Origin of the sequence: Pseudomonas sp. JUb42, assembly GCF_024807945.1 — a bacterium.
GTDB lineage: Bacteria > Pseudomonadota > Gammaproteobacteria > Pseudomonadales > Pseudomonadaceae > Aquipseudomonas.
In genome coordinates, this window is sequence record NZ_JANUFD010000004.1 from 18,495 (window position 1) to 29,586 (window position 11,092).

At 62.3% G+C, this 11,092-nt stretch carries 11 protein-coding genes; 7 read left to right on the forward strand and 4 right to left on the reverse strand.

The genetic code is table 11. The features are described from left to right. Nucleotides 1-26 precede the first annotated feature (26 nt). The 3 genes from M2401_RS09025 (at nt 27) to leuD (ending at nt 3,162) form a co-directional block, all read left to right on the forward strand. Nucleotides 27-977 (forward strand): DMT family transporter, encoded by a 951-nt coding sequence (locus tag M2401_RS09025; RefSeq protein WP_259101759.1) that lies wholly within the window; start codon nt 27-29, stop codon nt 975-977. A 146-nt stretch (nt 978-1,123) separates the two neighbouring features. Next, nucleotides 1,124-2,551: a 3-isopropylmalate dehydratase large subunit gene (gene leuC, locus M2401_RS09030; RefSeq protein WP_259101761.1), complete on the forward strand. Its 1,428-nt coding sequence runs from the start codon at nt 1,124-1,126 to the stop codon at nt 2,549-2,551. Beyond that, complete coding sequence (gene leuD / locus M2401_RS09035; RefSeq protein ID WP_259101764.1) at nt 2,548-3,162, forward strand: 3-isopropylmalate dehydratase small subunit; 615 nt, start codon at nt 2,548-2,550, stop codon at nt 3,160-3,162. Before leuC ends, leuD begins: the two co-directional genes overlap by 4 nt. A 191-nt stretch (nt 3,163-3,353) precedes the next feature. Here leuD and M2401_RS09040 read toward each other — a convergent pair whose 3' ends face one another. Beyond that, nucleotides 3,354-4,268 (reverse strand): LysR substrate-binding domain-containing protein, encoded by a 915-nt coding sequence (locus tag M2401_RS09040; RefSeq protein ID WP_259101766.1) that lies wholly within the window; start codon nt 4,266-4,268, stop codon nt 3,354-3,356. 205 nt (nt 4,269-4,473) lie between these two features. On the opposite strand from M2401_RS09040, the gene ssuD reads away from it, so the two are divergent. Both ssuD and M2401_RS09050 read left to right on the forward strand, forming a co-directional pair. Continuing rightward, nucleotides 4,474-5,610, forward strand: a complete 1,137-nt coding sequence (gene ssuD, locus M2401_RS09045; RefSeq protein WP_259101768.1) for an FMNH2-dependent alkanesulfonate monooxygenase — start codon at nt 4,474-4,476, stop codon at nt 5,608-5,610. A gap of 21 nt (nt 5,611-5,631) precedes the next feature. Further along, on the forward strand, nt 5,632-6,732 hold the full coding sequence (locus M2401_RS09050; protein ID WP_259101771.1) for a sigma-54-dependent Fis family transcriptional regulator: 1,101 nt from the start codon (nt 5,632-5,634) through the stop codon (nt 6,730-6,732). 176 nt (nt 6,733-6,908) lie between these two features. On the opposite strand, the gene M2401_RS09055 is transcribed toward M2401_RS09050, so the two are convergent. After that, nucleotides 6,909-7,244, reverse strand: coding sequence for an antibiotic biosynthesis monooxygenase (locus tag M2401_RS09055; protein WP_259101773.1), 336 nt, complete (start codon nt 7,242-7,244; stop codon nt 6,909-6,911). Nucleotides 7,245-7,367: 123 nt separating this feature from the next. Between M2401_RS09055 and soxR the strand changes: the two genes are divergently transcribed. Then, complete coding sequence (gene soxR, locus M2401_RS09060) at nt 7,368-7,823, forward strand: redox-sensitive transcriptional activator SoxR (RefSeq protein WP_259101776.1); 456 nt, start codon at nt 7,368-7,370, stop codon at nt 7,821-7,823. A gap of 93 nt (nt 7,824-7,916) precedes the next feature. On the opposite strand, the gene M2401_RS09065 is transcribed toward soxR, so the two are convergent. Together M2401_RS09065 and M2401_RS09070 are read right to left on the reverse strand one after the other, a co-directional pair. Further along, on the reverse strand, nt 7,917-9,329 hold the full coding sequence (locus M2401_RS09065; protein ID WP_259101778.1) for an FAD/NAD(P)-binding protein: 1,413 nt from the start codon (nt 9,327-9,329) through the stop codon (nt 7,917-7,919). Nucleotides 9,330-9,435: 106 nt separating this feature from the next. Beyond that, nucleotides 9,436-9,999 (reverse strand): helix-turn-helix domain-containing protein, encoded by a 564-nt coding sequence (locus M2401_RS09070; protein WP_259101780.1) that lies wholly within the window; start codon nt 9,997-9,999, stop codon nt 9,436-9,438. 91 nt (nt 10,000-10,090) lie between these two features. On the opposite strand from M2401_RS09070, the gene M2401_RS09075 reads away from it, so the two are divergent. After that, nucleotides 10,091-11,023, forward strand: a complete 933-nt coding sequence (locus tag M2401_RS09075) for a DMT family transporter (protein WP_409033898.1) — start codon at nt 10,091-10,093, stop codon at nt 11,021-11,023. Nucleotides 11,024-11,092 lie beyond the last annotated feature (69 nt).

Consider the following 11,092-nt stretch of genomic DNA (forward strand, 5'->3'; position numbering starts at 1 on the left):
GAAGCCTTTGTACCCGGAGAATCGCCATGGCGGATTACGGCCCCGATTGCAGCACCCTCGATACCCCGACCCGACGCGGCGGCCTGCTGTCGCCCCAGGCCAAGGGTATCGCGCTGTTGCTGGCGGCCATCGTCATCTGGGGCGCCAACTGGCCGGTGATGAAAACCGGCCTGGCCCACATCACCCCGATCTGGTTTTCCGCCACCCGCTTTGTCCTTGGCGCCGGATGCCTGTTCGTCCTGCAAGGAGTGACCGGCACCTTACGCTTACCGTCCCGTCGCGACTGGCCATTGATTGCCAGTGTCGGCCTGTTGCAAATGCTGGCATTTACCGTGCTCGGCGCCATTGCCATGACCCAGATCCCGGCCGGCCGTTCGGCCGTACTGGCCTACACCACGCCCTTGTGGGTGACCCCGGCGGCCTTGCTGTTCTTTGGCGAGCGCCTGTCCGCGCGCCTGTTGATCGGCACCTTGCTCGGAGTGATCGGCGTAGGTGTATTGCTCAACCCATTGACCCTGGACTGGGACAACCGGACCTTGATCAAAGCCAACCTGATGCTCCTCGCCGCGTCGTTCTGCTGGGCCTTGTGCATCCTGCATTTGCGCTACTACAAGGGCAGCTCCAGCGCCTACCAGTTGGCGCCGTGGCAAATGCTCTTGGCCAGCATCCCCTTGACGATCATGGCGTGGATCATCGAAGGCCCCTTCACTGGCGATAACTCCCGCACTCTCTGGGAAGTCGCCCTGTTCGTCGGCCCCGTGGCCACGGCCTTCTGCTTCTGTGCGGTGAATGCCGCCAGCATGTGGCTGTCCACCACCAGCATGTCCTCGGCCATGCTCGGCGTGCCGGTGGTGGGGCTGGTGATGTCGGTGATGTTTCTTGGCGAGACCCTGACCACCCCCTTGTTAGTGGGGGTGCTGGCGATTGTCGGGGGGATTTTGATTGTGACGATCAAGGGGCGTGCCTCAGAAGCTTGATTTAACATTCTCAGAACCACCTGCTTTGAGCCTTCATCGATCAAACACGATCCATGACCCATGCCATCACTGTCCCGCCATTGATGGCCTGCGCCTCGCGCCTAAGATGCTTCACCAAGCCTGTGAATTTATCTGCGAGCGTTGCCATGACCAAAACAAGAACCCTCTACGACAAGCACATCGACTCGCACACCGTGGCGCAGCTCGATGATCAAGGCCATGTGCTGCTGTATATCGACCGTCAGGTCATCAACGAATACACCAGCCCGCAAGCCTTCAGCGGCCTGCGCGAGGCCGGGCGCAAGGTTTGGCGGCCGGAGACGGCGTTGGCGGTGGTCGATCATGTCAACCCGACAGCACCGCAGCGGGTCGCGGCCATGGCCGATGCCGGTGGCGCGTTACAGGTATCGTACCTGGGGCAGAACTGCGAGAAATTCGGCATCGAGCTGTTCGATGTGCTCGACAAGCGCCAGGGCATCGAACACGTGATCGCGCCGGAACAGGGCTTTATCCTGCCGGGCATGGTGATTGCCGCCGGCGATAGCCACACCACCACTTATGGCGCTTTGGGCGCCTTTGGTTTCGGCATCGGCACTTCAGAGATTGAGCACCTGCTGGCGTCCCAGACCCTGGTCTACAAGCGCCTGAAAAGCATGCGCGTGACCGTCGAAGGTAGTCTGGCCCACGGCCTGACGTCCAAGGACGTGATCATGGCGCTGATCGGTCGCATCGGCGCGTCAGGCGCTACGGGTTACGCCATCGAATTCACCGGTTCGACCATCGATGCCCTGAGCGTCGAGGCGCGCATGACCATCTGCAACATGGCCGTGGAAGCCGGTGCCCGTGGCGCCTTCATGGCCCCGGATGACAAAGTCTTCGCCTACCTCAAGGACAAGCCTCGCGCGCCAAAGGGCGAGCTGTGGAAACAGGCCGTGGCGGTCTGGCGCGAGCTGCGCAGCGACCCCGGCGCCCGCTTCGATCAGGAAGTGCATCTGGATACCCACGATCTGCAACCGATGGTCACCTGGGGCACCAGCCCGGACCAGGCCTCAGCCATCGGCGAGCGTGTGCCGGACCCGGCCGCCATCGACGACCCGATCCTGCGTCAGGACATGCGCCGCGCCCTGGACTACATGGGCTTGCAGGCCGGTCTGCCGCTGAGCGAAATCCGTATCAGCCATGCCTTTATCGGCTCCTGCACCAATGCCCGGATCGAAGATTTGCGCGATGCCGCACGGGTGGTCAGCGGCAAGCAAGTTGCAGATGGCGTACGGGCGATGATCGTGCCCGGCTCCACGGCGGTGCGGGATCAGGCTGAGGCCGAGGGCCTGGCGACGATCTTTCGCGACGCCGGCTTTGAATGGCGCCAGTCCGGCTGCTCCATGTGCCTGGCGATGAATGACGACGTACTCGCCCCCGGCGACCGCTGCGCCTCCAGCACCAACCGCAACTTCGAAGGACGCCAGGGCGCCGGGGCGCGCACGCACCTGATGAGCCCGGCGATGGTCGCCGCCGCCGCGATCACCGGGCACCTGACCGATGTCCGTCATTTCCAGGAGAGCACCCAGCCATGAGCCTGCAGCCTTTTACCCAAGTCAGCGGCAAGGCCGCGCCGATGCTGGCGGCCAATATCGACACCGACGTGATCATGCCCAAGCAGTTCCTCAAGGGCATCGACCGCGCCGGGCTGGACCGGGGTCTGTTTTTCGACCTTCGTTTCCTGCCCTCAGGCGAACCCAATCCGCAATTCATCCTCAACCAGCCGGGCTGGCAAGGCGCGAGTTTCATGGTGGTAGGGCCCAACTTCGGCTGCGGTTCGAGCCGCGAGCACGCGGTGTGGGGCCTCAAGCAGATGGGCATCCGCGCGCTGATCGGCAGCAGCTTCGCCGGGATTTTCTACGATAACTGCCAGCGTAACGGCGTATTGCTGATCACCCTGGACACGCAGCAGGTCCAGGAGTTGGGGCGCACCGTGAGCGAGGCCGCAGGAGCACAGATCGAAGTCGACCTGCCAGCCCAGGAAATCCGCCTGCACGATGGCCGTGCCGTGCCTTTCCAGATCGATGCGTTACGCAAGGACGCGCTGCTACAAGGCCTGGATGCCATTGGCAGCACCTTGCAACGCAGTGCGCAGATTCGCGAGTTCGAGCAGCGGCACCTGCAGGCCAATCCCTGGTTGAGTTGAGGAGAAACTCCACACCCCATTGGGGATGTAAGCATGAGAGCGATTTGTGGACGCTAAGTTGTGTGGGAGCGAATTCATTCGCGAAGAGGCCGGTACATCCAATAAATCTGCATCGTTTGGAATACAGCTTTCGCGAATGAATTCGCTCCCACAGAATTCGGTCCTGCAGTTCGCTTCCATATCAGGAAGCATCACAGCGAAAGCTGGCGAAAATGCTCCTGCAAAAACTCCACACACACCCGCAACTTCCCGGAGTTGGCCAGGCGCGTCGGGTACACCGCCCAGACGTTGGCGCTCTGGGTGTAGTCCGGCAGGATCTGCACCAGTCGGCCCTGTTCCAGCAGCGGTTTGACGTCCCACATCGAACGCAGCAGCACGCCGCGGCCGTCCAGCGCCCATTGCAGGACAATCTCGCCACTGTTGGATGACAGCGGCCCACGCACCCGCACGCTGTCGTGCTGATCACCGCACTCCATCTGCCAGATGCCGAAGGCGTTGTCGCGCTCCTTGAGCACCAGGCAATCGTGCTGCTCGAGCTCCGCCAGGGCCTGAGGCATGCCGCGCCGTTGCAGGTAGTCCGGGGCCGCACAAAGAATCCGACGATTGCTCACCAACTGGCGGCCTATGTGCTGACCGGGAATGTCATCGCCGACACGGATTTCCAGGTCGAAGCCCTCGTTGACGATATCCACCACACGATCGAACAGGTCGAGGCGTATTTCCAGATCCGGATACAGCTCGGCCAGCCTCGACACCGCAGGCGCGACGTGATTGCGGCCGAAACCGAATGAACTGCACAGGTGCAGACGGCCACGCGGCGCGGCGCGGGCTTCGCAGAGTTCGTCGTGCAGCAGCTGGAAGTCCTCAAGAATCCGCACCGCCCAGCGCTGCACCCGCTCGCCGTCTTCGGTAAGGGCCACTCGTCGACTGGTGCGGTGCAGCAGGCGCGTGCTCAGGGTGCTTTCCAGAATCTGAATGCGCTTGCTGACGTAGGCCGGAGACAGACCCAACTCGTCCGCCGCAGCAGCAAACCCGGCCTTGCGGATTACCGTGAGAAATACCCGCAAATCCTCGGGCAAGGGCGCAGCTTCTTTCTTGGAGGTCATGCAGTGTCTTTCTTGTAGGGAGGGCTGAACCGGAGACGCAGGATAGCATTTGGCCAAGTCGGGTTTTACCTGACGCATATTCACTATCGATCTAAAAATATGGATTAAGGTTCTTTTACGGAATAAATCGAAGCCTTTATAACGGGTCCCAGGATTTAAAACTGTTGCTCCAGCAACACGACTTGGACAGCCCAAAGGATCTGCGATGAACGTTTTCTGGTTTCTCCCCACCCACGGCGACGGCCACTTCCTCGGCACCAGCAAAGGCGCGCGCCCGGTTACCCTGAACTATCTCAAGCAAGTGGCCCAGGCCGCTGATGACCTTGGCTACTACGGCGTGCTGATTCCCACCGGCCGTTCCTGCGAAGACTCCTGGGTCATCGCTTCGGCCCTGGTGCCTCTGACCGAACGCCTGAAATATCTGGTGGCGATCCGTCCCGGCATTATTTCCCCGACCGTTTCGGCACGCATGGCCGCGACCCTGGACCGCCTGTCCGGCGGGCGTCTGCTGATCAACGTGGTGACCGGCGGCGATCCCGACGAGAACCGTGGCGACGGCATCTTCCTCGACCATAGCCAGCGCTACGAAGTCACCGACGAATTCCTGCAGATCTGGCGCCGGGTGCTGCAAGGCGAAGCCGTGGATTTCGAAGGCAAACACCTGCAAGTGCAGAATGCCAAGGCCCTCTATCCGCCGATCCAGAAGCCCTACCCGCCGCTGTATTTCGGTGGTTCGTCCGAGGCCGCTCACGACCTGGCCGCTGATCAGGTAGACGTTTACCTGACCTGGGGCGAGCCTCCAGCCGCCGTGGCGCAGAAGCTCGCCGATGTGCGCGAACGGGCTGCCCGCAAAGGCCGGACGGTGAAGTTCGGCATCCGCCTGCATGTGATCGTGCGCGAAACCAGTGAAGAAGCCTGGAAAGCCGCCAACACCCTGATCGAGCACATCAGCGACGAAACCATTGCTGCGGCGCAGAAGTCTTTTTCGCGTTTCGATTCCGAAGGCCAACGACGCATGGCTGCATTGCACGACGGTCGCCGCGACAACCTGGAAATCGCCCCGAATCTGTGGGCCGGGGTCGGGCTGGTGCGCGGTGGCGCGGGCACGGCACTGGTGGGCAATCCTGAAGAAGTCGCCGCGCGAATCAAGGAATACGCGGACCTGGGCATCGAGAGCTTTATCTTCTCCGGCTACCCGCATCTGGAAGAGGCCTACCGCTTCGCCGAACTGGTCTTCCCCTTGCTGCCTGAGCCCTACGCCAGCCTGGCCGGGCGCGGCATCACCAACCTGACCGGACCGTTCGGCGAAATGATCGCCAACGATCTGCCGCCGCAGAAGTGATCCGCTGAAAGGGAAACGCTTATGTCGCTATTGACCCTCGCCCCCTCGCCTGCGCTGGCGACGTCGATCAGGGCCACGGCCCAGGTCTTCGAAGACCCGCGCTCACAGGCCCTGCTCGCCCACGTCCAGCGCGTGGCACCGAGCGACGCCAGTGTGTTGATCATCGGCGAGACCGGCACCGGCAAGGAACTGATGGCCCGGCATATCCATGCCCTGAGTGAGCGCCGTGACCAGCCGTTCGTGGCGGTGAATTGCGGCGCCTTTGCCCAGTCCCTGGTCGAGGCCGAGTTGTTCGGTCACGAAAAAGGTGCCTTTACCGGCGCCACCCAGGCCAAGGCCGGCTGGTTCGAGGCAGCCAATGGCGGCACGCTGTTTCTCGATGAGATCGGCGACCTGCCCATGGCCACCCAGGTCAAGCTGCTGCGCGTATTGCAGGAGCGCGAAGTGGTGCGGCTGGGCTCGCGCAAGAGCATCGCCATCGACGTACGCGTGCTGGCGGCGACCAATGTGCAGCTGGAACAGGCGATCAATGCCGGGCACTTTCGCGAGGACCTGTATTACCGCCTGAGCGTGGTCAACCTGCCCCTGGCCCCGCTGCGCGAACGCCCTGGCGATATCCTGCCTCTGGCCCGGCATTTCATCGAGCGCTACAGCCAGCGCCTGGGCTACGGCGCAGTCGCGTTGAGCGTCGAGGCCGAAGCACGGCTCAAGGACTACGGCTGGCCGGGCAATATTCGCGAGCTGGAGAATGTGATCCATCACACCCTGCTGGTGTGCCGGGACAAACTGATCCGCCCCGACGACCTGCATTTATCGCAACTTCGCATCGAGCGCAGCGACCCCTTGCCTGCCGTCGACGAGAGCGCCGAAACCCTGTTGACCCGAGCCTTTGAGCAACTGTTCGAAGAACAGGCCGGCGCCCTTCATGAAAAGGTCGAGGACAGCCTGCTGCGTGCCGCCTACCGCTTCAGCCATGGTAATCAGGTGCATACCGCCAACCTGCTGGGCCTGAGCCGCAATATCATCCGCAGCCACCTGATCAGGATCGGCGAACTGAGGGTGAACAAGCGCCGCCCGGGCGAGCATCTGCAGGGTGATCGGGCATTGCAGTTGTCGGTTTGAGACTAATCTGCACCGTCCGCAAGAGGGTTGTGGGGAGCGCATTCTGTGGGAGCGAATTCATTCGCGAAAGCTGTATTCGAGGCGATGCAGAGTTATTAGATGTACTGGCCTCTTCGCGAATGAATTCGCTCCCACAGATTCGTCCCCACAGAGTTTGCGCCAACCGGGCAGACATCCTACCGATTGGGTTCGATCCTGCCCATCACCTCAAACCCGCCAAAGGTCACCGACGTTGCGCGATAGCGGCGGACCAGGCCGTGCATATCCTGCTCACCCTGCTCGGCATTATTGAACGCATCCAGGCACGCCTGACGGTCCTGCCATTGCACGTAGTTGAGCACGCGGCAGCCGTCTTCACTGGCTTGCACGGTGGCGCCGAGAAACCCTGGATAGGTGCAAGTGAAGCGTTCGGCCTGATCGATCAGGGCGGCGACCAGATCGGCCTGATGTTGCGGGGCGACGGCAAACTCGACCAGTTGGCTGAAGGGACGATCACTGGCGGATATCGTCATGACGTTTTCCTCTGATAGTTGACGGGCATTGCTATGCGGCGGCACGGAGGTTAAAACCTCTAGTTAACTAGAGGTCAAGCGTCTTTTCCTTGATCGAATTGTTATGTAGTGGGGACGACACATATGAATAGCACCGACCCGGCGCCTGTCAGCCGCGAACTGACAGTCGGTCAATTGGCCGCCCGCAGCGGCGTGGCGGTCACAGCATTACACTTTTACGAAAGCAAGGGCCTGATCAGCAGCCAGCGCAATGCTGGCAATCAGCGCCGCTACCCACGGGACATGCTGCGCCGCGTGGCCCTGATCAAGGTGGCGCAAAAACTCGGTATTCCCTTGGCGTCGATTCATGCCGCCCTGCAAACCCTGCCCCAGGGCCGCACACCGACGGCAGCGGACTGGAACAAGCTGTCGGCACAATGGAAAACCGAACTGGATGACCGCATCACCCGCCTGACCGCCCTGCGTGACCAGCTCACCGGTTGTATCGGCTGCGGCTGCCTGTCCATGGAAGCCTGCCCGTTGCGCAATTGGGGCGATGAGTTGGGCCAACGGGGGGCGGGGCCGCAGTTGCTGGAGTGAGGTTTGTCCTGATTGTTTCCGCAGGCACGGTCGTAGGAGCGGTTTTAGCCGCGAGATTGCCCTCCCGGCTAAAGCCGGTCCTACGGTCCTCGCCTAGCGGGCCAACCGCACCGCCAGGGCCTTGGCCTGGCTGGCAACGTCAGTCACCGCCGTGCTCTCCCACCACATGCCGCGCAAAGGCGGGCCCATGGCAAACAATCGGGTTGCGGCCTGGCCCTGGGCATCGAGCACCGCGCCACCCGCATCAGCAGCAATCCCCAGCGCCAGCGGACCGGGCCGGATCAAGCCCCGGGCCAACAGTTGCCGAGGCAAGGGCCGGTCAACCCGGCGCCAGTCGTATTCGATACCGCTGGAATTGATCAGGGCGTCACCAATCACCGTGCTCGGCTGCGTTTCACCGCGATAACGCAGGCGAATCTGCAATTGCCCGGATGGCAGGGTTTCCACGCCCTGCAACGAGGCCGCTTCGATGGTCAGGCGGCCCTGATCGACCTGCCGGGCCAGGACCACCGCGCTGGTCGGCGGCGAACGGTGGTGGTGGCTTTCCCACCAGGGCCGCACATGGCGCACGAACTGACGGCGCTGCACATCCGTGGCCTGGCTCCACAGGCGGCCGATATGGGCACGCACGGTGTCCAGGGGGGCCTGCCAGTCGATACCGCTCTCGATAGCCAGCTCGCACTGTTCGCGAACCTTGCGCAACAGTTGCCGGGTGCTGCGGATGCTCAGGTCCTGGCCAAGGAAGTCGCTCCAGGCTGGCGGTTGACGACGAACATGGGGCAGCAGGCCATGACGGGAATAGACATTGATCGGCCCGCGATGCCCGGCCTGTTGCAGGGACACCACGGCATCGACCATGGTCAGCCCGGAGCCGATGATCAGCACCCGCGCCTCGGGGTCGAGACGGCGCATGGCAGCGACATCCCAAGGGTCGACAGACGCGGCATTCAAACCACTGGACTGACGCTGCGGCGTGCGGGCGGCGGCGTACATGCCGGTGGCCAGCACCGCGACCTGGCCTTGCAACGCGGTGCCATCCGCGAGAATAAGATCGACATGGCTGGCATGGGTCTGGAGATCCACCACTTCACCGCGCACATGTTCGACAGTGGAACCGTGCTGCGCACCGACTGCCCGGGCTTCGGCCAGGCGCTGTTGCGCATAAAGGCCAAAGATGCCCCGCGGCGGAAATAGCTCAGCCACCGGCAGGTGCTGCTCGTTCGACTCGGGCCAGCCACCGGCGGCGATGAACTCGCTCAACCATTGGGTCAGGTCATCGGCATTGTCAGGATCGACGCTCATGCGAGCGGCATTGCCGTTGAGGGTATGACCCAGTTCCGTGGCGCTATAGGCCTCGCCCCGGCCCAGCTCGCTGCGCGACTCGACAATGACGATGCGCCGCCGGCCGGGCAGACGCAGCAGTTGCACCGCCAGCAGAGTGCCGCTCAGGCCTCCGCCAACGATCAGGACATCAACAAGCGCGGACGAAGCGTCATTCAAAGTCATTAACAGGGCCTTTCCCAGGCGATGAACAGGGCAGCAATGCTGAGGGGATTAATGTAGTTCAACAACTCTCTGAAAGTACTAAGCCCCTATCATTTTGGCATGAGGCTTACAGCACGATATTGCGCACAAAGCGTACGACGACCTGGCCGTTGTTGCGAAAGGCATGGGGCTGGTTGCTGGGGAACATGAAGAACTCGCCCGCGCCGACCTCGCGGATCTGCTCGGCCAACTCGATATGCAGGCAGCCGGTAAATACGTAAATCTGCTCGCTCCAGCCCTCGGGGTCGGCTTCGGAGCTATAGGCCTCCCCCGGTTCCAGGGAAAACTCCCACATCTCCACTTCCCGACGCGCCACCGCCTTGGACAGCAATACCGCCTTGCTCCCTGGCGAGACGCCCGCCCAGGCCACTTCATTGATGCGGCTGTGATCGCTGGCTTCCGGGGCCTGGATCAAATCACTGAAGGCCACTTCCAGCGCCTCGGCCACGCGGTCGAGGGTCGCCAGGCTGACGTTGGTTTCCCCGGCCTCAATGGCTACCAGCATGCGCCGGCTGACCCCGGACTTTTCCGCCAGGGCGGTCTGGCTCAGGTCAGCGGCATTGCGCAGACGGCGCACATTGAGGCTGACATGCTGCAGGACCGGGGCGCGTTGTGAATTTTCTTTGTGCACTATATTGCTCATTAATATGGGTTGCGCAGTATACTGCCCACTTTTTGGCGCATTCTGCGTCGCGCGTACTGCCCATGCAAGGCCCAAGCCGATGAACACCGTGAAAACCAACGCCTTTTTGCCCCGGATCAGCAAAGCGGAAGCCGTGCTGATCTTCATCACAGTGCTCTGGGGCGGCACCTTTCTGATAGTGCAGCATGCCATGACCATCAGCGGTCCGATGTTCTTCGTCGGCCTGCGCTTTGCGGCGGCGGCGTTTTTTGTCGGGCTGTTTTCCATGAAGACCCTGGGCGACCTGACGCTCGCCGAGTTCAAGGCAGGCGTCGCCATCGGCGCCGCCATCATGCTGGGCTATGGCTTGCAGACCGTGGGCCTGCAAACCATCCCCAGCAGCCAATCGGCGTTTATCACGGCCCTGTATGTACCCTTTGTGCCGCTGCTGCAATGGCTGGTGCTGGGGCGGCGTCCGGGCTTGATGCCGAGTATCGGCATCGCCCTGGCGTTTACCGGGCTGATGCTGTTGTCCGGGCCCAACGGTGCGTCCCTGCAGTTCAGTTCCGGGGAAATCGCCACGGTGGTCAGCGCCGTCGCCATCGCTGCCGAAATCATCTTGATCAGTGCATACGCGGGCAAGGTCGATGTGCGACGGGTCACCGTGGTGCAACTGGCCACCGCGTCGGTGCTGGCCTTCCTCATGGTCGGCCCGACCGGCGAGCGGTTGCCGGATTTTTCCGGGCAATTGCTGTTTATCGCCATCGGCCTGGGCGCCATGAGCGCGGTGATCCAGGTGGCGATGAACTGGGCGCAGAAAACCGTTTCGCCGACCCGCGCCACCGTCATCTATGCGGGCGAACCGGTCTGGGCCGGGATTGTCGGGCGCCTGGCTGGTGAGCGCCTGCCAGGCATCGCCCTGCTCGGCGCGGCACTGATTGTCGCAGGCGTGATCGTCAGTGAGATGAAAGGAGGCAACAAGGTCGTCGAAGCCGAGGAAGATCCGCTCAAAGCCACCGGCGAAGCGGACTGAAACACCGGCCGTTTCAGCATTCTTGTGTAGAGTACTCGTCTGCCCCTGACACTTTTTGTAGGAAATATC

Coding starts and splice junctions, on each gene's coding strand:
- M2401_RS09025 (WP_259101759.1), top strand. CDS start 27: ATGGCGGATTACGGCCCCGATTGCAGCACCCTCGATACCCCGACCCGA.
- leuC (WP_259101761.1), top strand. CDS start 1,124: ATGACCAAAACAAGAACCCTCTACGACAAGCACATCGACTCGCACACC.
- leuD (WP_259101764.1), top strand. CDS start 2,548: ATGAGCCTGCAGCCTTTTACCCAAGTCAGCGGCAAGGCCGCGCCGATG.
- M2401_RS09040 (WP_259101766.1), bottom strand. CDS start 4,268: ATGACCTCCAAGAAAGAAGCTGCGCCCTTGCCCGAGGATTTGCGGGTA.
- ssuD (WP_259101768.1), top strand. CDS start 4,474: ATGAACGTTTTCTGGTTTCTCCCCACCCACGGCGACGGCCACTTCCTC.
- M2401_RS09050 (WP_259101771.1), top strand. CDS start 5,632: ATGTCGCTATTGACCCTCGCCCCCTCGCCTGCGCTGGCGACGTCGATC.
- M2401_RS09055 (WP_259101773.1), bottom strand. CDS start 7,244: ATGACGATATCCGCCAGTGATCGTCCCTTCAGCCAACTGGTCGAGTTT.
- soxR (WP_259101776.1), top strand. CDS start 7,368: ATGAATAGCACCGACCCGGCGCCTGTCAGCCGCGAACTGACAGTCGGT.
- M2401_RS09065 (WP_259101778.1), bottom strand. CDS start 9,329: ATGACTTTGAATGACGCTTCGTCCGCGCTTGTTGATGTCCTGATCGTT.
- M2401_RS09075 (WP_409033898.1), top strand. CDS start 10,091: ATGAACACCGTGAAAACCAACGCCTTTTTGCCCCGGATCAGCAAAGCG.